The organism is Alteromonas sp. NFXS44 (assembly GCF_040148705.1).
Taxonomy (GTDB): Bacteria; Pseudomonadota; Gammaproteobacteria; order Enterobacterales; family Alteromonadaceae; genus Alteromonas.
In genome coordinates this window covers 30314-53325 of record NZ_JAGDEA010000005.1, presented here as the reverse complement: position 1 = coordinate 53325, position 23012 = coordinate 30314, and the positions used below count along the sequence as shown (strand labels likewise).

Below are 23012 nucleotides of genomic sequence, written 5' to 3'. Positions count from 1 at the left end.
CGGGCTTTGACACTACACCGGCAAACTAACCCGAAAGGCAATGTCGCCCTTATCAGCACTCACCCGAACGCCGGCATCCACCGCTTTCAGGAGTGTTTTGACGATAGCCAGTCCGAGGCCGAAGTTTTCTGTCGATGTACGGGCGGGATCGTGTTGCCATAAAGGCTCGAACATCAACTGCAACTCATCGTCGCTCACCGGTTTTTGCATGGTATTGCTTACCACAATATCCAGAGTATCACCGGTAAGCTTTTCAATATTACAAGTCACTTTCGAGTCAGTCGGACTGTACTGTAATGCGTTGGCTATCAGGTTGGTAAATACGGACTCCAGCGCAAATAAATTGCTTTTCACGGTTGCGTCAGTAGTTTCGTCAATGACCAGATGTACCCTTCCACTTCCCTCAGAATCAATCACTTTTGTAAGCAGATCGCAAACATCGATGATGTCTGCACAAGCCAATTTCTGATTAGAGTATTTGTGCAGAAGCATTAGCCCTGAAATGATACTTTTCATCCTTAGACCAATCGTTAAGACATCGGGTTTAAAGTGAGCTTCTAACTCTTCATCGCCCGGGAACCGGGTCGCTATTTCAGCCATGGTGATAAGTTCAGTCACGGGAGTTTTCAGCTCATGAGCAATATCAGACGTTAACCTTCTTTCCCGTTGATAATGCTTACTGTTTTCTGCAATAAAGTAATTAAGGCTCTCCACCACGGGAAGTAATTCCTCAACCGGTACTTTCATTTGCATCGGTTCAGGTTTATCGATTAACCGCGTATTACGAATTTGACCTATGAAGGCATCCAAAGGTGTTAATGCATAAGCCACTGTGTTTTTCACGGTAAAGCGCACCGTTAATGGAACAATGATGAGTGCCAGAATGAAAGCGGCGTCGATTAGCCAGAGTGAGTACTGCAAGTGCTCTATAGATACTGCGTAGGCCAGTGTCATCGGTTTACGCTCGCCTTTTTGCTTTGTGGCGAAATAAGCCTCTCTGTTTTCGGTATCTATTTGAGGAATGAATCGGGTGTAAGCTATACGCCCGTTCCTGCCATCTGGCAAAACGATATCTTCCAATACCGTTTCGCCTTCCTTAACAGCCTTAAATGGCAAGGCATTCATACTGTGCATGTGCAGTGTGGCTGACTTCTCGAACGTTTCTCCGTCGTACCATAATTGAAAATACTCAGGATCATTGGTGCCGGTAAATTCCGGATAGTATTCACCGGCGAACTCAAATTCGACGCCGGTCGTGTCTTCATCGACCAGCGTTTCTAACAGGCCAATTTTGTCATGTACCGCATGATTGAACTGACGTTCTACCCAACCATCCACGGCAATATCTGTAATTAACAGAGCGGCTACAATGAGTAAAGAAATAGCAATAGATAAGCGTCGGGTGAGTGTTTTACGAATAGAGATCATAGTTCCTCTGCGACCATATAGCCGAACCCCCGCTTATTTTTAACCGGTAATTCGCCGCCCAGTTTACGCACTTTCTTTCTTACCGCAGACAAATGGGCTTCAATGGCATTTTTAGACACCATGTCATAGCTCCCGGCAATAGACTCACTCAGGCGCTCTGATGTCACTATGCGGTTTTTATTGTGAAACAAGCACTCCACAATCCGGTATTCGTTGGGGGTCAGGTCTACCGGCGTTTGATTCAGCAGTAAAAGCTTACTTTGCAGATCTAACGTAAAGTCTCCCACCACCACTTTGTCATCACTGTGAACCAGCTTTCCCCGACGCATCAGGTTAACCATACGGGCACATAATTCATCGAAGGAAAACGGCTTTGCCAGATAATCATCTGCACCGGCAATGATACCGTTAACTTTATCGTCAGGTTCAGAGCGGGCCGACAAGATTATTACCCGGGTATCGATGTTTTTCTTCCTTAATACTGTCAGAATTTCCATACCATCAAGGTGAGGCAACATAAGATCAAGGATCACAATGTCGTATTCACCCAGCAGCGCCATATTCAGACCACCCGTACCGGTAGCAGCGTTGTCCACGGCATAGCCTAATTTTTTAAGTCCGATGGTGATATTTCGTCTGAGCGCATCGGAATCTTCAATCAGCAATACTCTCATCGCCAACCTCTTTTAAAAACTAAATCGTCGAAGTGTATACCAGAAAACTTAAGATTAGCTGAAGATGTAACTCTTTGCTTTTTATGCACATATTTATTTGTATAACGCCCCCGGAACAATCAGTTTGTCTTAAGACATTCTTAAGGATCCAGTCCTAAGATGCAGCGAAATAAGATTAACCCGGTCCCGACAGGATGCGTATTTTCGCTTTACTAAAATTCAGGCTGACCCCGGCACAAACGCTTGTGTCTTCCTGCTTGCTCATTACCCTGCTTTTTAATGCTCCCTTTTTGAGCACTGTATGGCAAGCCGTATCGCCTGACAGCGTGAAAGATTATGCCTTTCTGGCCACGGTTCCTGTATTGCTGTTCAGCCTGCTGATACTTTTTACTACTCTGAGCGGGGGATTAATTTTTCCGCGGATGATTTCCGCATTACACATTATTATTGCGTCACTGATATTTTACGGCATGACAGCATACGGCCTGCTGTTCGATAAAAGCATGATTCAAAACCTGATAGAAACGAATTCAGGAGAAGCATTTTCTTATCTCAACGCAAGCTTTGTTTTGTTCTTCTGCGTACTGGGCATTTTGCCTGTATTCGCACTGTGTAATATGGAAATCAAAACGGCGTTCAGTAAAAGTATTAAACATATTCTGATGATTAACGGCATTGCCATTGTGGCGATTGCGCTGATCGCAGCTCTTTTTTATAAAGATTATGCGGCAGTAGGCAGAAACAACCGGAACATCATCAAACAAATTACGCCCCTCGCTTTCTACGATGCTGGCTATAAATACCTGCGCGATAATTATTTATCTCCCCCTTTGCCATATCGTATTTTAGACAGCCACCCCACCCTCACTGAAAGCACCCGGGACTTACCGGACACCATCGTCATGGTGGTGGGCGAAACGGCCAGAGCCGATCGTTTTAGTCTGAATGGCTACAGTAAAAATACTAACCCACTGTTGTCAGATGAGAAGGTGGTCAGTTTTACTCAGGTCACTTCCTGCGGCACAGCAACTGCCGTAAGCGTTCCCTGTATGTTTTCCCGTTTAAACCGCGACGACTATGACAGTCGCATTGCCCACAGCCAGGACAACGTATTGGATATTATTCATCGCGCGGGTTACTCCGTGACCTGGATTGACAATAACAGCACCTGCAAAGGGGTATGCAGCCGCATTGAAACAATCCCTTACGACCCGGCGCGGGATGAACGTTTCTGCGACGGCGATTATTGTCTGGATGCAATATTGCTTAACCAGCTGGAGGCAACGCTTAAACAAAACACACAGAAGAAGCGTTTGATAGTCTTGCATATGATCGGGTCCCACGGGCCAACTTACTATCGCCGGTATCCCGGGGACTTCAGCGGCTTCGCGCCTGACTGTGCGAGGAGCGATATTCAAAATTGCGACATGACGCAGTTATCGAATACCTACGACAATACCATTTTATATACCGACTTCGTTTTAAGCCACATTATCGAACAGCTTAAAACCGTGGAAAACGCACAGTTGCTTTACCTGTCTGATCATGGTGAATCGTTGGGAGAAAAAGGCTTATATCTTCACGGTTTTCCTTACAGTCTGGCGCCGGAAGAGCAAACCCACGTCCCTATGCTTTACTGGCGAAACGGCGATGATATGACGGCTAAGTTAAGTTGCGCAAAATCACTGAAAGATCGACCGTATTCTCAGGATAATTTATATGACACGCTTCTGGGCTTAACCGGCGTGGTCAGCACTACCTATCAACCTGAACAGGATATATTCGCCTCATGCCAGTAAATAAATCTACCAGCAATGTTGTTTACTTCAATAACACGAAAAAGCCCGGCGGGATGCGACGCATCATACTTGCTGCCGGTCACTCCTGGCGAGCGCTCAAATGGCTAGCCACGAATGAAGCGGCATTCAGACAAGAGCTACTGCTTCTGGCAGGCGCGCTTATTGTATTGGTAGCATGGGATATTCCGATTCAGCAAAAAGGGTTATTACTGATTTCAGTCCTGTTCGTTATGTTTGCGGAGATCATTAATACGGCCATTGAGGTCACCATTGACCGAATTGGACTGGAAGTACACCCTATGTCAGGACTCGCAAAGGATCTCGCTTCTGCAGCTGTCATGGTGGCAATTACGATAGCTATTGTTGCGTGGGGTGCAACGTTTATTGGCTGGATATAATATTCAGCCAATCGCTTTACCTGTCTTCCAACCGGTTATAATCCAGTAGTCCGCCGTCAACGGGATAACGGGCTTCTGACCATCTGATAAGCTCATCACTGAATGACCAGAACTCAGGGTTAGTGCGGCGTACCCCCACCTTATCTAACAAATGCTGATAGTCACTTTCGTTTTTCACTTCACTCAACTGCTTTACGACCTGTGGAATATCTGAGGCATTAATCAGCCAGAATACATCCGGGTAGCTGCCCAGAAAGCCCTGAACGAGGGTTAATGAATCGTTAGCGTGGTCACGGTTCTTATCTTCTTCAAACAAGCTGCTTACGTTAAAGTGTGCGCTATTTCTCAGTACAGTAAACACCTCGAAGTCTTCCGGTTTCTCGTCACTTCGCACCATGATCATGGTGATCTCCGGCATAATTGTGGCTTGCTGAGCAGGTAATTCGTCTATGGTAGCCAGCGCGGCAAGCTGCTCTTCGTTAAGTACATCACTGTGTAATCCGGTATTCTCCGGCTGAACGTGCTTGAGATAAGAGTCCAGAAGGCGGTACAACTCCCCTTTTGGCTTGCCGGTATCGTATTCAATCCCGGTGTCCTGCTCAAAGCTGTTGATATCGCCCTCGATGTAATCCGTCAGTTCCGGCCCGGCATGCTGATACCAGTCAGCTAACTGGGTACGGCGGGTTTCAGGCGGCAGTAATGTCAGGAAATTCGATTCTCCTTCCATTCGCAGGAAATCCATATAGAGCCTTGTCATCAACTGATGACCATAATTGCCATACACATCAAATCCGGCCACCAGCAAATAATGGATGCGCTCAAGCAGTGCGTAATCAATCACCCATGCTGTTTTCGGGGGGTTACCCACCATGCCTTTCACCACGGTGGCGTTGTCGAAATGACGAAATACGGTCAGACTGGCGTTAGTATTTTTGCCGTCGCCGGCCCACACACTTTGTAAACCCAGGTGTTCACCCTGCTTAAATGCTTCATTAAGAAATGCCGTTCTGGCGCGCATGTATTCGCCCTGGCGACGGGCGTATTTCACCCAGCTTACCGCTAACGCAGTACTGTCTTTTTCTGCCGGCAGATGCAGATTTTCCCGTTGGGAGGCATAGAATTCATTAAGCTCTTCTGAAGCCGCCACTTCCGGATCGACAAAGAACACCCAGAAACGATCATTAATGACATTCAATGCTACCTGACCACGGCAGACCGGCCCTTTGATATATCCCATGATGGTATTTTGTGCCCGCTCCAGCATGAAACGGTACCGGCTTTTGACCGGTAACAAAGTAAAGGACGTGAGAGGGTTTGCCGCCACATCCGGTTTATAAGAGGGTAATGCCGGCACATCAAATTCCGCGTCCACGAACCAGGCCTGCCATTTAGCCCGTAAATCATCATCAATCACATAAGGCTGATGGGTTTTGCTGACAATGGTTGAGAACACAGGCTGGAGCCTGTACCACACCCTATCAACGCCGGGATCATCGAAGGGCCGGCGGGTTGCGATGACCGCAAGCGGTTTGCCCGGCGGCGTGGCTGACCGCACCAGATTAAAGAACTGCGGCGTTTCGCCTTCGGGACTCAGGCCGTCAAAATACAAATGGGTGGTGAACAGATGCTCATAAATATAACGCGCAGATAATTTCGCTTTGTTGTTATCTGCATTCAGCCACGTTTCCAGCTCCGATACTTTAGCGACAGTCTTTTCGTCTAACGAAGGAGATTCAGGTAAAGGTGCATTGTGCTGCAGCCATCTTAGCAGTATGAGTTCTTCTTCAGCATTCAGGTTCGGCAACGCATAAGGCATGCCCCAAAGAGGCTGGTCTGCAATATAACGCCCCATTTCATCAAGTGTCGGACATTGCTGCTCTCTGTTTAAGCTGATATCGAAACCGTCTCCCAGATGGGTGGTATCAGGTTGCGGATTGGCCCGCTTTAATAACAGCATCTGTGCCAGCACAGAGGTTTGCGTTTCCTGCACAACGTCGCTGTCTTCATCAGGCAAAACAGAAAAGAAACCACGCTTGCGCCAGGCGTCTTCAGAATGCGCATCGATAAATAACCGGTTCGGCTGGGCGGCAGTTAAGCGGGTACCTTCGTAAACCTTCTCTTTATTCGCTCCGCGGGCAATACCTTCCGGCGCTGTCATTTTCAGCTGGCAGGGAGCGTCATAACAGGCGTGACATACCACACAACGCTTCGTCAAAACCGGGCTGACCTCATGTTCAAAGAATTGTGCAGGTAAGGGTTCTGTCGCCACAACCGTATCAGGGTTATCAAATAGTGGCGCTTCTGCTGCAGACCATTGCCAGATTGCCACCCCGGCGATTAAAACAGCCAGCACCAATGCCGCCTTCCCCTTACTAAACCAATTCATACTTCGCTTCCCGTAATGCCCGGCGCACAGTCTACCACCCATTTACTCCTGCTCCATCTATCCATAGTGAAATCCTGTCAAAGGTTTAATATTCAGCCGCAGACCCGCAAACTCAAAGCCGGATGCATGGTGAGCGGTTAATCATGCTGTATACTGGCTGCAACACTATTATTTTATGCATTCATCATGTCCCGGCCACTGACCTATTTATCTCATTACCCTCAACATCTTCAGGATCAGATCCGCCACCTCATCGACAACAATCAGTTGGGGGACTGGCTCCGCTCCCGTTACCCGTCCGTGCACAACATCAACAATGATCGTGATTTGCGTGAGTACGCCATGGACATAAAAAACCGGTACATGAAGAAAACCCAGCCTTTAAGTAAAGTCGTTTACGACGGTAAAATTCATATCGTGAATCACGCGCTGGGGTTGCACTCCTATGTAGCGAGAAATCAGGGCGGGAAGCTGAAAAGTAAGAACGAACTGCGGGTCAGCGATTTATTTAAAAATACGCCTGAGCCCTTTTTGAACATGATTGTGGTGCACGAACTGGCTCACCTTAAAGAAAAAGATCATAACAAGGCGTTCTATCAGCTTTGCCGCCATATGCAGCCTGACTACCACCAGTTAGAGTTTGATGTAAGGGTTTATCTCACCGAAATGGACACTAACGGAAAAGTATTCTGATAAGGCTTTCCATATAAAAAAGGCCGCAAAGCAAAATGCAATGCGGCCTGAACTCATGTGGTCCTGTTATTGTTATCAGAACGTATACCGGGCACCGAGGGTATAACGCGGACCATATTGACGGGCGTAAAGGAATTGTTCCTCAAAGCGGCCGTAGCCACGTTCAGTCTCGTTATTTACATTCACGCCTTCAACAAACACGGTGAAATGTTCGTTGAAATCGTAGTTGATGCTGAAGTCCCACTGACCGAAGGAGTCTGCCTGTGTTGGCGGTACATCAGATGAACCCTGTGCCTGCCCCATGCCCTGCAGATAGCCTGCACGCCATGCATAAGTCACTTTTACCGACAACGCTTCTTTTTCGTAGAACATCTGGAAGTTAGCAGAATCACCGATACCCACCAGCGGGTTCTGACCGCTTTCGAGAATATAGGGGTCATACTTCACATCACCGTCGACCAGCGTACCGTTCACGCCCACACCGAAACCGGTGTCACCGAAAGTATGCTGAACGGCCAGTTCAATACCATCCACAGTGCGGGAATCCGGCAAATTACGCGGCTTGGTCACACGCCATGTGATGAGTGGATCATCAACATTTGGCTCAACAACACCTTCTGCGTTAGCGTAGCCGTTATCCTGGAAATACTGGAAGATGGCACTGTCTGTGGCCTGCACACCATCAGCTTCAAGAGCCGCAACGGCTTCGTTCCAGCGCGGTCCCTGGTAAATATCACGCAGCCCTTCGAAGGTCTGATCGCCCCCGGTGGTTTCGATATACTCACTCACCTTCTTGCGGAATAAGCCGACGGAGGCATAGCTGTCTTCGCTGTAATACCATTCCACTGACAAATCGAGGTTTTGCGATTCGTAAGGTTTCAGGCTGGTGTTACCTTCAGACGCGGTGCGGGCACCAATTTTGGGGCTGCCGCTAAATGCACGGCCACCTTGCAGCAAGCCAATAGGCGCACGGGTTATCGATTTACCCCAGGAGAAACGGGCAACCACGTCTTCTGTCACGTCCACTTTAATGTCGAACATGGGCAGCAGAATGTCATATTCACCGGTGAAGTCCTGCAGGATAAGTTCCGACTGATATTCAGTGATCCACTCAGAGGGTGCGACCCAATTTACCTGCGTGGGCACACGCACCTGCGCGGAACTGGGCACTTCAGTTTCTTCATAGCGCACACCGGCATTCACCTGCACATAGAAATCACCAATATCAAAATCCCACTCGGTTTGTACGTAAACAGAATCGGTGATCTCTTCAACAAAATTCACCGTTGGCGCATTAAAGAAAGGGTCGATGGAGTAAACATTGCTGTCACCGGTCACGTCTGCCGTAAGGTAAGCCAGCTGCCGGGTGATCGCTTCGTCAAAGCTGTAGGTGTAAAAGTAATTCGGATTCAGCGCATCACCGCCGCCACTGAATGCATCCAGGAAATCACCGGTATCATGGCGGGTAAACATGCTGTCCGGGAAAATTTCGGTATAGGACGGGCTGAAGCCGGGTCCGCCACGTAAACCACCCCATGCGTCCGTTGCCCCCAACGACTGTTCGGTACGGGCATAACCGAAGTCGACTTTCACCAGCGGAATGCTGTCAAAAACCGAGTTATACCAGGTACTGTCGATTTGTAGCTGCTCAATATCCGAACGGCCCTGATTGCGGGTAAACTGACTAAAGTTAGAATCAATTTCACCGGGCATCAGCTCGTTGGTGCCGTTATTCCAATTGATGTAATAACTGGGAATATCACCTTCACGATAATCATACACTTTGGAGATCAGCTGATCGGAGCCAAGAATGACCTGGCCACTGCCGCCTAACCCTTTGTCCTTTCCGTTATCAATCTGATTGTAGGAGTCGTGATAATCCACTGATACTTCCCAGTCACCGGTGATTTGCCACTCCAGATTCACGCCCAGCGACCGGGCATTGACTTCAGTGGTGTTACGGCTGGCTGTAGCAGAACCGTCGTCACCGGCAATATCGGCATACAACGCGGTACCATTTTCGTCGAGTTCATAAGCATTAATATTAGGCCCGAAGTTATTCCAGATCCCCCAGCCAAAGCTGTTAGTGCCGGTGACGGCGTCTGATGCGGTGTAATCCAAGGTTGCGGTGAAATTATCGGTAGGACGAAACTGGAACGTGACCTGTGCATTGGTACGTTCACGCTGAACATCGGCAAAGCCAAAGTTCAGATCCTTAGGAAAGAATGCCGCATCGGTAATGACGGAACGGTTATCCACCACCATGGACGGGTCCAGTTCGGGTAAATCCTCGTCAGGCACAAGCACCCAACCCTGGATGCTGGCAGATTGCTGGCGGAAATCCCGTTCCTGGTGCGAAACCGAAATGCCAATACCGAACATATCGTCAGCAAAGGTGTTTGTAAACACGCCGGCCACTTCCGGCGTAATGTCGCTGCCTTCCTCATTAGAGGTATCCATGATGCCTTTAGCCGACACCGAGAACTGCTGACCGGGATTATCCATAGGACGCATGGTCAGAATATTCACCGTAGCACCTAAGCCACCACTGGGGTTTTCCGCCCGTGCAGTTTTCTGCAACTCCAGGGTTTTTACCCCTTCCGAAGACAGGTTCTGCAAATCATAAGAACGGGTAAAACCGGTGCCCGGCATCTGACGGCCGTTCAGGGTGATAAGGTTAAATTCAGGGCCAAAACCACGTACCGTGATCTGACTACCTTCACCGTTTGCCCGGCTGATAGTTACGCCGGTGATACGCTGTAACGCTTCCGCCAGGTTAGTATCCGGGAATTTACCCAGTTCTTCAGCAGAAATGGCATCTACGACACCGCTTGAATTGCGCTTCAGGTCCTGAGAGCGCATCAGTGAGCCGCGGATCCCCTTAACCTGAATGACTTCCATGCTTTCGTCAGCAGCGGCTTCAGCTTCCTGTGCCTGCGCGCTGAACATGCTTGTTGTACCCAGTAACAAAGCCATTGATGTGGCGACCCGGGTCTTTTTAAATGTATTGTTTTTCATAGTTGACCTACTCATCATAATCAATTGTTCCGGCGAGCCGGTATGGCTTCGCCGGAGGCTTTGTTATTGCGCTGCAATTTCTGCGTTATCGATGCGGTAAACCGCGCCGTCACCCTGTCCCCATGCCGGGAACACCATCACCACGTTGATGTCTGAAACATCTAAGCCGAGGTCAGACAGCGTTTGCAGTGGGAAGGTATAGGTTTGCCATTCGCCGGCTACCGGATCGGCGCCTTCCAGGCTTTCCGACAGCGGTAACTCAACGGCGGTGGCAGCGCCGGTAGATTCAATCTTAAACAGCCAGGGCGCTGTGCTGTCAGCAGGCATAGAAGTCACTTTCATTTCAAAGCGGACAGCACCCGTGGTAAGAAGTGCTGAGGCATCGAAAGACACATCTTCGTCTGCCAGGAAGCCCATTACCGTTGGGGTACCGCCAATGCGGAACTCGGCTACGTCTTCGTGGGCGTCATCATCGGCTTCGATTGTCGGAGTAGAACCGCCACAGCAATCCCACACGCTCCACATGTCCGCAGCGGTATCAGCGAACAGGGTTAAACCTGCAGCCGCACCGGCATCCGGGTGGTACAGTTTCATGTTGTCGATACGATATGCCGCACCTTCACCGGCACCCCAGGCCGGGAACACCATGATCACGTCAATGGCGCTGATATCCAGGCCACCGGCCTGCAGATCAGCAATCGGGAACGTATAGGTTTGCCACTCACCTGCAACCGGCGCTTCACCTTCAACACTGGCAGTCAGTGGCAGCTCAATCGCCGTAGCGGCACCGTTGGATTCCACCTTGAACAGCCAGGCCGCCGAAGCGTCGTTGGGCATACTTACCACACGCATATCGAATTGCAGCAGACCACCATCTGCCAGTGCTGTGGCATCAAATGGTGTGTCACCGCCACCGTCGGCAGAGCGGCTAGTGAAGCCCATTACCGTTGGATCGGCACCAATACGAAATTCAGCGGTCAGGCCGTGGGCATCATCATCCATTTCTTCTGTGGGCGTTGAGCCGCCGCAGCAGTCCCACATAGGCCAGTTAGGGTTTGTAGCATCTTCAAAAATCACCAGTTCCGGGTAGCTGGATTCTGCAGAAATTTCCACGTTGGTCAGGCGGTAAGTTGCTCCGTCACCCGCGCCCCAGGCAGGGAACACCATAATGACGTCAATGGCGCTCACATCCAGGCCGGCTTCATCGAGCATGGAAAGCGGAAATTCATAAGTTTCCCACACGCCCTCTTCCGGCGTATCGCCGGCAGATTCATTCGGGCCCGTGTAGCCGGTTGCCAGTGGAAACTCTACAGCGGTTGCTCCTTCTGAGCTTTCAATTTTGAACAGCCAGGCAGCACTGGCATCAGAAGGCAGCGAAGTGACTTTCAAATCAAACTTTACACTGCCGGTTTCCACCATAGGCGCACCGTCAAAAGGGGTTGCCTGACCGTTTGGATCGGTAATAAAGGTACTGCGACTGACGAACCCCATTACAGTTGGTGTTGCGCCGATTGAAAACTCGTAAACGTTGCCCTTTTCGGCATCATCGACGATGGCAGGCGTTGAGCCACCACAGCAGTCCCAGGCTGGCCAGTTCGGGTTATCGGTACCACCAAAGATGGTCAGGTTCTGTGCCACACCGCTGGAAGGTGGTGAAGGAATGGGCGCTTCACCTTCTACCAGAGCATCATCTGTAGAGTCATAGCCGGGGCGCACAGTTTCACAGCCTTTACCGGTATCCGGATTGGCTGAACATTGATAAACATGCACATAATCGATTTCGTAAGTTTGTCCTTCCGCGAAGGCTTCCGGGTCGATACCCAGCTCATTCACGTTGGATGGCCAGTCGCCGCCTACCGCCAAATTCAGGATCATGAAGAATTCCTGATCGAAAGGGGCATTGGTATAGTAGTTCTGCAATTCGCCGCTGGTCTGATCGAAATATTCGGTGTACCAGCCACGATGCGCCAGACCGGTCGCTTCGCCTTTGCTGTTGTAACGCACCGTTGACTTTCGCTGTGTGGCGTACAGGTAATCATCCATATACCAGCGAATTTCGCCTTCCTGCCATTCCACCGCATAAGTATGGAAATCGTCAGCTGGATTAGCGCCGTCCGGTAACTTATAGGCCTTACCACTGTATTTGTTATTCGGCCACTCACTGCCGTAATGCAGGGTACCGTGAATGTTTGCTTCCGGGTTACCGTCGGCGTCCATGGCTTTCAGATTAACCGCTTCCATGATGTCGATTTCACCACTTCGCGGCCAGCCACCATAAACAGAATCGGTAGGCATCATCCAGAATGCCGGCCAGCTTCCCTGACCAGAGGGCAGCTTTGCGCGCATTTCAAAACGGCCATATTTAAAGTCTGCTTTGTACTGTGTAACGAGTCGGGCTGATGTGTAAGGCTTCTCCGCCCCTTCTCCGGCGGGTAACGCGACAATTTTTAGCGTGCCGTCAGAGACAAATGCATTTTCAGGACTGTCGGTGTAGCACTGGGATTCGTTGTTGCCACCACCGGCGCAATTGACTTCATGAGTCCAGTTATTTCCGTCAATAGAAGACCCGTCAAAATCATCACTCCATACCAACTCCCAGTCTGTTACCGGTACCGTTGGCTCAACAATATTCACGTCCGTATTTGTGGTGGCGCCACCGCCACATCCCACAAGGGTTGTGACCGATATCGCGGCCGCCAGCCGCGACAATTGTAAAAATGTTTTAGTCATTGTGTTCAGCCCTGTTTTCAACTTCCGGCAAGCAGGCGTTGCCGGAAATTTGTTTTTAGTTTTCGTCCCGTCTGTGTGGTCGAATTAATTTTGTAAGCGCTTACAAATTTTCTCAAAAAGAAAGCACTGTTCAGTTGAGCGCGATTGAATTCCATTCCCGCTGATTATGAAAGCGCTTTCATTACATTACGACACGGTCAAATAAAGGTCAACGCCATTCTCATTTTTTTAACATTTCAGTCACCTTCGTGACAGATTGACTCACCGGTGCGCTATTGCGCGACTTTTAGCCAGTTTAACCTCGACACAGCCGGCAGGATTCTTTATATTGCGCGGCCTTGAACGCACTCACGTGTACCTCTTTTTTGTTTTCCGGGAATTTGTTGTGATCACCACCGCCAATATCACCATGCAGTTTGGCTCTGCGCCTTTGTTCGAAAATATCTCCGCTAAGTTCGGTAACGGCAATCGCTACGGCCTGATTGGCGCGAATGGCTGTGGTAAGTCAACCTTCATGAAAATTTTAAGCGGCAAGCTCACCCCTTCCGCCGGAAACGTATCTCTCGCCCCGGGCACCAGGCTTGGGATCCTGAATCAGGATCAATTCGCCTTTGAAGAAATGTCGGTGGTTGATGCTGTGATCATGGGCGATAACGAACTGTGGGAAGTGAAGAAGGAGCGTGACGAGATTTACAGCAAAGCAGACATGAGTGAAGAAGACGGTATGCGTGTTGCCGATCTGGAAACCCGCTTTGCTGAAATGGACGGTTATACCGCCGAAGCCCGTGCAGGAGATATCTTAATTGCTGCCGGCATTGAAGAAGACTATCACTTTGGTCTGATGAAGGAAGTGGCGCCGGGTAAAAAAGTCCGTGTGTTACTGGCGCAGGCGTTATTTGCCGATCCGGATATTCTGCTGCTGGACGAACCGACTAACAACCTGGATATCTACACCATCAACTGGCTGGCTGAAGAGCTGAACAAGCGCAAGTCTACCATGATCATTATTTCTCACGATCGTCACTTCTTAAATTCCGTATGCACTCACATGGCCGATATTGATTACGGTGAATTGCGTATTTATCCTGGTAACTATGACGATTTCTCAGAAGCCGCTGCCGCTGCGCTGGAACAGCTCCATCATGAAAATGATAAGAAAAAGGCAGAGATTGAAGAGCTGCAAAGTTTCGTAGCCCGCTTCTCAGCTAACGCCTCAAAAGCCAAGCAGGCAACTTCACGGGCAAAGCGTCTTGAGAAAATTGAACTGAACGAGATTAAAGCGTCCAGCCGCCGTAAGCCATACATCATTTTTAAACAACATAAGAAGCTGCACCGTCTGGCTATTACTCTTGAAGATCTGGGGCACGGCTTCCCGGAACTGCCACTTTTCAGTAACGGTAATTTGCTTTTAGAAGCGGGAGCCCGTCTTGCCATTATCGGTGAAAACGGTGCGGGTAAAACCACCCTGCTGAAATGTCTGATCAACGAACTGGACGCCAATGAGGGCATGGTAAAGTGGGCTGAAAACGCCGAAGTAGGTTACGTTCCTCAGGACAGCAACCGTGATTTTACCAACGAACTGACTTTATTTGAATGGATGAGCCAGTGGCGCGGACCGAAGCATGATGATCTGCAGGTCAAAGCCATGCTGGGTCGTTTGCTGTTCACCTCCGATGATTTCAATAAGAAAGTGAGTGTCTGCTCCGGTGGTGAGAAAAACCGTCTGTTGTTTGGTAAGTTAATGCTACAGGACATCAATGTGCTGGTGATGGACGAGCCTACTAACCACCTTGATATGGAATCTATTGAGGCACTGAATAATGCTCTGGCAAACTACGACGGCACTGTGATTTTTGTCAGCCACGACCGTGAATTTGTCTCCTCACTGGCCACCCGGGTTATCGAAATTAAAGATCAGAAAATCAATTATTTTGAAGGTACCTACGAAGAGTTCCTTGCGCACAGCGCTGCTGTTTAGTATTAAATTTAATAACTGAAAAGCGCTTATTACACGGCGGAAACTGTCGCCTTTTTCAACCTTGAACTATGCTTTGTATAAGGTGAAAAAGGTGATGGTGTATGTCTGTATCCAGAATATTCCCCAAGCAAATCGTTCCCATTCTATCCGGCGGCGGCACACGGCTGCCTGCTCATATAGGTATATTACAGGCACTCGACGACCTTAACGTAAAACACAATACCATTGTGGGCGTATCCGGCGGCTCTATCATTGCGGCAATGTACGCACGGGGCTTCACAGTAACCGAAATGAAGCATCTGGCACTGAATACTGACTTCCGTCAGTTTGCTGATTTTTCTTTGTGGCGACTGCTACGTGAAGGCGGTCTGGCATCAGGAGATATTTTCGAGCAGTGGCTGGATGAACAGCTCGACGGCGTTACCTTTTCAACCATCAACTATCCTCTACATATTCTGGCCACCGATGTGAACGGCGGCGGTCCGGCGCTGTTTAATGCAACAGAAACACCGGATGTAAAAGTCTCCGCTGCAGTACGGGCTTCCATGTCGATCCCCCTCATTTTTGCCTTCAAACAATTCGAAGATAAATTACTGGTGGACGGCGCGGTGCTGTCTGAGGACGCACTGTTCCGTGACTGGCAGCAGGACGGAACACCGTCAGTCTGCTTCCGCCTGCAAAGCCGTCAGAAAAAAGAGAACCTGGGCAAGAAGAAAGCCCGTTTCGCCCTGCCCACTTATGTCATGCTGTTAATCCGTACTTTTATGTCGGCACTGGCAAGGGAATACGTACACGCTGAATTCTGGCAGCGCACCATTTTAATTGATACCGGAGAGGTCTCCGCCGTGGACTTTGATGCCAACGGCGCTGACAAAGAAGCGCTATTCGAAACCGGCTACAACACGACAATGGCTTACCTGCCGGAAAAGTTAAAAAAGCAGTATTCCAGAATTAGCTGAGTTCCGGCTTGTTCAAATAAATCTAAGGTTCATTCAGGACGTTAAGGTGCAATACCCCGGCGCCCTTTATATCATCGCTGATATCTATTAATCCCCGGCCACTATATTTTTTTAAAAACATTTGACTCTGGAGTTAACTCCAGGGTTTATAGTAAGCACTATGAAAAAATCAGACTTACTGAAAATAGGCGAACTGGCCCGCCTGACTGACCTGAGTAACGACACCATCCGCTTTTACGAGAGCAAGGGATTGCTTACGCCTTCCGAGCGCTCTGATGCAGGTTATCGCCTGTATTCTGAAGATGACGTGGAAAAGCTCTTATTTATTCAGCGCACCAAAACGGTGGGTTTCACGTTGAATGAAATCAGCGAACTCATGGAGCTGAAACTGCATCCTGATACCCACACGTGCGGTGAAGTGAAGAAAGTCACCGAACAAAAGCTGCAGCAAGTAACAGCCAAAATTAATGAACTGGAGCGTATCCGTCAGTCGCTGCTTCAAATGAATAATCTGTGCGATGGCGGCCCTGAAAGTGCTCAGCATTGCACAATTCTACAACTCCTGGACTCAGAAAAACCGCTATGAACGATATCACGCTATTACTCACCAATTTCTTTGGTCTGTTTATGGAATCAGCGCCGTGGTTACTCATGGGCTTACTGGTTGCCGGTATTATGCACGAACTCGTCCCTGTGAGCTTGTTGCAGAAACATATGGGTAAGAACAGTGTGGGGGCGGTGATAAAATCTGCCTTCATTGGTGCACCATTACCACTGTGCTCATGCGGAGTCATTCCCGCTGCACTGGGATTAAGAAGAAGCGGAGCTTCGAAGCCGGCCACAGCATCCTTTCTCGTTTCCACACCGGAAACAGGGGTAGATTCAATATCGGTTTCCTACGCCCTGCTCGGCCCCGTATTCGCTGTGGTTCGTCCTGTTGCTGCCATCTTCAGCGCCATTTATACCGGTTTAATGGTGAAGTGGTTTGTGAAAGACGAACAGGACATTTCTTCTTCATCTGCTACCCCGGAAAAGGTTGAGCAGGACAGTTGCCGCAGCAGCAAAGCGTCTGTACAGGAACCCGTATCGTCTTGCTGTGCTTCAAAAGCTGAAGTGGTTGCGCCAGTTAAATCCTGTTGCAGCGAAACGGCACATGAAAAGCCGGAATCAACCTGTTGCAGCAGTGAAAAGCCTGCAGCGCAAAGTAGTTGCTGCGACACGAAAGTCACTACACCGGCACCTGCAGAAACTTCTTCCTGTTGCAGTTCAACTCAGGCCGAATCAGAAAAAGAGAATAAAGTCGTTCAAATCTGGCAGTTCGCTACAGGTAAACTTCTGGAAGATATCACTATGTGGTTACTCATTGGCCTTACGCTGGCTGCAGCTATTCAGACCTGGGTACCGGTATCTTTTCTGACCCAATGGGGCGATGGTTTTCTGGCTATGCTGGTTATGGCGCTGATTGGGATCCCTATGTATATCTGTGCAACGGCATCAACACCGCTTGCCGTAGGCTTTCTGTCTGCCGGCCTGTCACCCGGTGCGATCCTGGTGTTCCTGCTAGCAGGTCCGGCAACCAATATTTCTACCATGGGCATGATTGGCCGCGAACTCGGTCGCCGCTCTCTTATCATCTATTTGTTCTGCATACTCACAGCCAGCATCGGTTTGGGTTACCTGCTGAATGCGGCGGTTGAGGCATTTAACTGGCAATCTTTTATCCCCACCGGTGAGGGAGCCCACCATCACGGCGAGACAGTAAATGCCTTTTACGCATTGTGTGCGGTAGTGCTCGGCGCACTGATGGTACGTAACAGCTGGCAGGCAGCGAAGGACAAGTGGTTTTCCGGCAATAATATGCAAAGCAGCTGTCATTAAGAAACTGAACAGGAAGCCATCACATGGGTAATTTTACAAAAAACATCGCGATGTCTGTTCGCCGCGAACTGGTCATGGCCCGGTCTTTACAAATTAACGGGCACTGGCAAAGCGCATTTAAGCATCTGGAAAATGCACATGTGCTGGGGCAGCTTTCAACGTACTGGCATACCCGTGTTCATATTCTGATGTTGCTGTGGGCCTGGCAGCGAACCGACATCCGCGAAGTGATTGCTCAGATCATCCGTATCACCGGCGCCGCCACGAAGACCTTTGCCGGTCTGGTCCCGGCGGGAAACACCGGCGGCGGAAACGTCAGTGCGTTTAAGCCGATGCCTGTTTCTGAAGCTCACAGGCGGGCAATTATGTCTGCCCGTTCAAAAAAGTAGTTCCCCGACGCTGCCACCGGTGGCGAAAGAAAACGTAATAATGACAATATAAATGATAACTTTGGCCTTTTCCGTTTTTGGTAATTTAACTGAAAAACGGAGAATAAATATGCCAATTAACAGAAGACAATTTCTGGCAGGAAGTGGTGGCCTTGCTGCCGCGGCTACCCTTTCATCAGCTCAAGCAACTGTTAACCTTAATGCTCTGAAAACCCCTTCTCTGAACACACAGAAGGGGGTGACGTGGGTATCCTCAACTCAGGCCCGCCCCTGGCAAGAGCGTCACGGAATAGATGTGTCTGTGCCAGGCGCATTGAGCATTGTCGATGTAAACGTGTACGTTGAGTTTAATAATCCACAACAAACCATAAAAGGTTTTGGGGGTGCTTTCAGTGAACTTGGCTGGCAAGCCCTGTCTGCGTTAACGGAAGAAAAACAACAGGACATTCTTGAGTTGCTGTTCGATGAGCAACAGGGCGCAAATTTTACGATTTGCCGTACGCCGGTTGCCGCGAATGATTTCGCCTTAAAATGGTATAGCTACAACGACCGGGACGGCGATTTCGCAATGAAATCGTTCAGCGTAAAAAATGACGAATCGACGTTAATTCCTTTTATTAACAGTGCGCAAGCCATCCGCAGCGAACTTACTGTGTGGGGATCCCCCTGGAGTCCTCCTGTCTGGATGAAAACTAACGGACACTATGCCATGTCACCTTCATGGCCCGGCGCTGCCGACAATGGGATTAAGCCTTCGCAAACAGGCAGTGAAGGGAATGACTATTTCAGATTAGAAGATAAATATCTGAAAGCTTATGCACTTTATTTCCGCAAATATGTTGAATCTTACGCTGAACACAATATTGAGATAAGCGCAGTAATGCCACAAAACGAATGGAATTCAGCTCAGCCATTCCCCAGTTGTTGCTGGACGCCGGAAGGTCTTGCCAGGTTTATCCCCTATCTGGGCAAAGAAATGGATCCCCTCGGCGTTGATGTTTTATTGGGTACACTGGAGCGGCCTTCTCCGGAAATGGTTAACCGTGTTCTTGCAAACGATGTGGCTGCAGACGTGATAAAAGGCGTCGGTGTTCAGTGGGCCGGCAAAGGTGCTCTTCCTTACATTAATAAGTCTCATCCTGAACTGGCTATCTGGGGAACTGAACAGGAGTGCGGAACGGGTACTAATGACTGGCACTATGCAAGATATGCCTGGGGACTGCTCAAGAAGTATATTCAAAATGGAGCCGGTGTTTACGAATACTGGAACATGATCCTTGGGGAAGATCCACACAGCACCTGGGGCTGGCCGCAAAACTCATTGTTAACCATCCAGCCCGGAGGATACCGCATCAATCCTGAATACTATTTAATGCGACATCTCAGCAGCTTCGTGAAACCCGGCGCGACGTATATTCCCGCAACCAGCTTCACCGGCTATGAAAATCAGCTCGCATTCAAAAACCCCGATGGCAGCCTGGTTCTGGTTATCCAAAACGAGATGGCGGAGCCACTGACGGTAAAAGTTTCCCTGGGCGAAAAATTAATGACCATTCCCATGCCGGCGGATTCATTCAACACCATCGTTGTCGACAGCGCTATGCTGTAGCCCTGCAGTCCTTTTTAACCGCACCTGCCAGCCGTGACAAAAACTCGCGGTTGGTGGGTAAGCCATTCAGCAATTGCTCTGTCGAGCGTCGCACATCATTTAAAGCCTTATCCGCCACCCGCATTTCATGTTGCGACAAGCCTGTACATGCCTCCCCGAATGTAGATTGCATGCCCATCAATACGTATTGTTTACTGGCTGAAGAAAACAGCTCCAGACGGCGATCGCTCTCGTAGAGCCAGGGCGGCTGGGTTTGCCACAATGCCAGAGAATCTTTCAGGCTTTGCGGCACGGAGGATGCATCGCGGTGAGCACGCCAGTATTCACTGTCTTCCCGGGACGACAGCACATAATGCAGCTTGATAAAGTCGATGATCTCTTCCCACCGGCTGTGGGTGATTTCGTTATACCGTTTAGCCAGTACCGTCATGGCATTGCGGCAACGGGGAAACTGGTGGCTTATCCATTCAACGGATTTTTCTACCAGCACCAGTGCCGTTGCTTCAAGAGGCTCAACGAATCCGGCTGACACGCCAATGGCTACACAGTTGCGGTGCCAGAACACAGAACGGTGACCGGGTTCAAAGGTGATTAACCGGGGCTCTGCTTTTGATGCATCCAGATGCGGGTCATTTTTCACATACTGCATCAGTGCATCCTGAGCCTGATCTGCAGAGCAGTACTGGCGGGAGAACACATGGCCAATACCCCGGCGGCCGGACAAGGCAATATCCCAAATCCAACCGTGCTTTTGTGCCGTTGCTACGGTTGCAGAAGCTACCGGCGCATTTTCATCACGATAAGGCACCTGAAGTGCCAGCGCAGCATCATTGAACAACTGATCACGCCTGCACACCATGGGAACGTTATAAAACCCGCTCAGCAATAGTGCTTTAAAACCACTACAATCGATAAACAGATCACCTTCAATGACACGGCCATCCGACAATGTCACTGAAGCGATATCACCGTCCGGCGCACCATTCACCTGTTCCACATGTCCGGTGGTATGCTCCACACCCAGTTTCTGCGTGCAGTGCGAACGCAGCATTTCTGTAAATTTACCGGCGTTGAGGTGATAACCGTAATTCAGAGCAAAGGCAAATTCCGGCGTTGTCAGCTTCTTCGGTGCAAGTGACTGCTCACACACAGCCCCCTGGGCACAGACTAATGTTTCAAAATCAGAACCGGGACGATTTTTAAGAAAATATTGCGACAGATTCACCGCGCCGTAGCCAGCCGGTGCAGTGAACGGATGATAGTAATGCTCTCCGTTACCATATTGCCAGCCCACAAACTTGGACGCCTGTTTAAACCCGGCATTGCAGAACTGCATGAAGTCTTTTTCAGAAATGCCAATCTGGCGGAGAGTATCCCGCATGGTAGGCCAGGTGCCTTCGCCTACCATGAGGTTTTTAACGTTGGGAGATTCAACCAGTTCAATGCGAACCGGATGGGTACATCCGGATTTTTCGCCATTTTTCGCGGCCAGGATGCCTGCTGTCAGCCATCCGGCGGCACCACCACCAACAATTACAACACGGTTCGTCATTTTCCAGTCTCCTGAAAATTAACCCACCTTCCCTGCCGGGCAATATTTCTCTATGAATTGTGCGTGTGGCGGCAATTGCGCCAACTGGTTATCAATTTGATTCTTTAATGCTGTTAACTGTTGTTTCAGTCCTTCAGGAGCGAGCAATTTACCGGCCTGATGATAGCTTCCGGGCATCAGTCCCTGCCCCATCATAACCTGTACCCATGAGTCCACTCTGAACAGCGATACATCATCAGGCCACACATAACCATTTTCACGAAAAATCGACAGTCTGTGTTTCAGCGAACCGGGCACATCCATTGTCCTGTAGTGGTTCCAGAACGGACCGTCATCACGTGTAGTCTGATGATAATGAAGGATAATAAAGTCCCGGATAGTTTCAAGTTCAACCGCCGTTTCCTGGTTAAACCTTTCGGCTAATATTCCAAAATTATCCGAAAACGGAAATAACTTCATAAGACGGATAAGTGCCGTGGTGACCAGGTGAATGCTGGTTGATTCAAGAGGCTCCAGAAAGCCGCCGGATAAACCGATGGATACACAATTCTTATGCCATGCCTTTACCCGTCTTCCGGTTTTAAACTTCAGTTTCCGGGGTTGAGTCAGGGGCTTGCCGTCAAGGTTTGCCAGCAGTGTCTTTTCAGCCTCTTCATCGCTGAGAAAACGACTGGAATAGACAATGCCATTACCGGTGCGCGTCTGCAGCGGTATACGCCACTGCCAGCCGGCCTCGTGAGCAATAGCACGGGTGTAAGGTAAAGGTGGTTCAACGGACTCAGTTTGCACAGCAATAGCGCTGTCGGCTGCGAGATAATGACTCCAGTCTTCGTACTCAACACCCAGGTATTCACCAATAAGCAGTCCGCGAAAGCCAGTGCAGTCAATAAACACATCACCGGCTATGACCTGGCCCGTCTCCAGCTTTAATGCCGTAATGTTGCCACTGTCACTGTGAAGATCCACTGCAGCAATTTTGCCTTCAATGCGTTTCACACCGGCGGCTTCACTCTTTTTACGCAGCCAGGCGGCATAGGCCGTGGCATCCAGATGAAAGGCATAATTCAGTGGCTTCTTACCCGCCGCAAGGGCAAACTTACCTTCTCTGGCGGCTTTCAGTTCAAGACAGAAGTCGTCCAGTCCGGCACTGTAGCCACTTTCTTTTGCCGCCATCCAGAAGGCGTGAAACTCTGCCATCCAGGCACGCTGACCAATTTCGCCAAAGGAATGCAGATAGTTTTCATCTTTAGCCCCCCAGTTTTCAAACTGAATGCCCAGTTTAAATGTGGCCTGGGTGGCAGACATAAATTCCTGTTCGTTTATGCCCATCAACAGATGGAAACTGCGCATGGTAGGAATAGTGGCTTCCCCCACACCCACGGTGCCGATCTGGTCGGATTCGACCAGCGTAATGTCGAGTAAATTCCCCAGCCTGGTTGCCAAACTGAATGCACTCAGCCATCCGGCTGTACCACCACCGGCAATGACAACTTTTGTTTTTTTATTTTCGCTCACGCCTGC

The 23012-nt window shown here is 49.5% G+C and carries 16 protein-coding genes; 9 read left to right on the top strand and 7 right to left on the bottom strand.

What is annotated here, in order from left to right:
- Positions 1 to 12 precede the first annotated feature (12 nt).
- Positions 13 to 1428 carry a sensor histidine kinase gene (locus J3369_RS05430; protein ID WP_349584701.1) on the bottom strand — a complete coding sequence of 472 codons (1416 nt, stop codon included), beginning with the start codon at positions 1426 to 1428 and terminating at the stop codon, positions 13 to 15.
- Positions 1425 to 2102 carry a response regulator transcription factor gene (locus tag J3369_RS05425; protein WP_349584698.1) on the bottom strand — a complete coding sequence of 226 codons (678 nt, stop codon included), beginning with the start codon at positions 2100 to 2102 and terminating at the stop codon, positions 1425 to 1427. Before J3369_RS05425 ends, J3369_RS05430 begins: the two co-directional genes overlap by 4 nt.
- Before the next feature lie 194 nt (positions 2103 to 2296).
- On the opposite strand from J3369_RS05425, the gene J3369_RS05420 reads away from it, so the two are divergent.
- The gene (locus J3369_RS05420; RefSeq protein ID WP_349584695.1) at positions 2297 to 3901 is read left to right on the top strand and encodes a phosphoethanolamine transferase; all 1605 of its coding nucleotides are present in this window, start codon (positions 2297 to 2299) and stop codon (positions 3899 to 3901) included.
- Positions 3892 to 4299: a diacylglycerol kinase gene (locus J3369_RS05415; protein ID WP_349584692.1), complete on the top strand. Its 408-nt coding sequence runs from the start codon at positions 3892 to 3894 to the stop codon at positions 4297 to 4299. Before J3369_RS05420 ends, J3369_RS05415 begins: the two co-directional genes overlap by 10 nt.
- Positions 4300 to 4315: 16 nt before the next feature.
- Here J3369_RS05415 and J3369_RS05410 read toward each other — a convergent pair whose 3' ends face one another.
- Positions 4316 to 6685, bottom strand: coding sequence for a fatty acid cis/trans isomerase (locus J3369_RS05410; protein WP_349584689.1), 2370 nt, complete (start codon positions 6683 to 6685; stop codon positions 4316 to 4318).
- Positions 6686 to 6871: 186 nt separating this feature from the next.
- Here J3369_RS05410 and J3369_RS05405 point away from each other — a divergent pair, with 186 nt between their 5' ends.
- A complete protein-coding gene (locus tag J3369_RS05405; RefSeq protein ID WP_349584686.1) occupies positions 6872 to 7378 on the top strand; it encodes a M48 metallopeptidase family protein in 507 nt (168 codons plus the stop codon).
- A gap of 75 nt (positions 7379 to 7453) precedes the next feature.
- Here J3369_RS05405 and J3369_RS05400 read toward each other — a convergent pair whose 3' ends face one another.
- Both J3369_RS05400 and J3369_RS05395 read right to left on the bottom strand, forming a co-directional pair.
- The gene (locus J3369_RS05400) at positions 7454 to 10396 is read right to left on the bottom strand and encodes a TonB-dependent receptor (RefSeq protein ID WP_349584683.1); all 2943 of its coding nucleotides are present in this window, start codon (positions 10394 to 10396) and stop codon (positions 7454 to 7456) included.
- Positions 10397 to 10459: 63 nt separating this feature from the next.
- Positions 10460 to 13126 (bottom strand): family 16 glycosylhydrolase, encoded by a 2667-nt coding sequence (locus J3369_RS05395; protein ID WP_349584680.1) that lies wholly within the window; start codon positions 13124 to 13126, stop codon positions 10460 to 10462.
- 385 nt (positions 13127 to 13511) lie between these two features.
- On the opposite strand from J3369_RS05395, the gene J3369_RS05390 reads away from it, so the two are divergent.
- From J3369_RS05390 to J3369_RS05365, 6 genes are all read left to right on the top strand, one after another.
- On the top strand, positions 13512 to 15104 hold the full coding sequence (locus J3369_RS05390) for an ABC-F family ATPase (protein WP_349584677.1): 1593 nt from the start codon (positions 13512 to 13514) through the stop codon (positions 15102 to 15104).
- Between the two features lie 101 nt (positions 15105 to 15205).
- The gene (locus J3369_RS05385; protein ID WP_349584674.1) at positions 15206 to 16063 is read left to right on the top strand and encodes a patatin-like phospholipase family protein; all 858 of its coding nucleotides are present in this window, start codon (positions 15206 to 15208) and stop codon (positions 16061 to 16063) included.
- A 160-nt stretch (positions 16064 to 16223) separates the two neighbouring features.
- The gene (zntR, locus tag J3369_RS05380) at positions 16224 to 16649 is read left to right on the top strand and encodes a Zn(2+)-responsive transcriptional regulator (RefSeq protein WP_349584671.1); all 426 of its coding nucleotides are present in this window, start codon (positions 16224 to 16226) and stop codon (positions 16647 to 16649) included.
- The gene (locus J3369_RS05375; RefSeq protein ID WP_349584668.1) at positions 16646 to 17941 is read left to right on the top strand and encodes an SO_0444 family Cu/Zn efflux transporter; all 1296 of its coding nucleotides are present in this window, start codon (positions 16646 to 16648) and stop codon (positions 17939 to 17941) included. The genes zntR and J3369_RS05375 overlap by 4 nt, the downstream gene beginning before the upstream one ends.
- Positions 17942 to 17964: 23 nt before the next feature.
- Entirely contained in the window at positions 17965 to 18330 is a 366-nt protein-coding gene (locus J3369_RS05370; protein ID WP_349584665.1) for a DUF3703 domain-containing protein, read from the top strand.
- A 109-nt stretch (positions 18331 to 18439) separates the two neighbouring features.
- Complete coding sequence (locus tag J3369_RS05365) at positions 18440 to 19939, top strand: glycoside hydrolase family 30 protein (RefSeq protein ID WP_349584662.1); 1500 nt, start codon at positions 18440 to 18442, stop codon at positions 19937 to 19939.
- Here J3369_RS05365 and J3369_RS05360 read toward each other — a convergent pair.
- Both J3369_RS05360 and J3369_RS05355 read right to left on the bottom strand, forming a co-directional pair.
- A complete protein-coding gene (locus tag J3369_RS05360) occupies positions 19929 to 21491 on the bottom strand; it encodes a tryptophan halogenase family protein (protein WP_349584659.1) in 1563 nt (520 codons plus the stop codon). The genes J3369_RS05365 and J3369_RS05360 overlap by 11 nt on opposite strands.
- Before the next feature lie 18 nt (positions 21492 to 21509).
- On the bottom strand, positions 21510 to 23006 hold the full coding sequence (locus J3369_RS05355) for a tryptophan halogenase family protein (RefSeq protein ID WP_349584656.1): 1497 nt from the start codon (positions 23004 to 23006) through the stop codon (positions 21510 to 21512).
- Positions 23007 to 23012 lie beyond the last annotated feature (6 nt).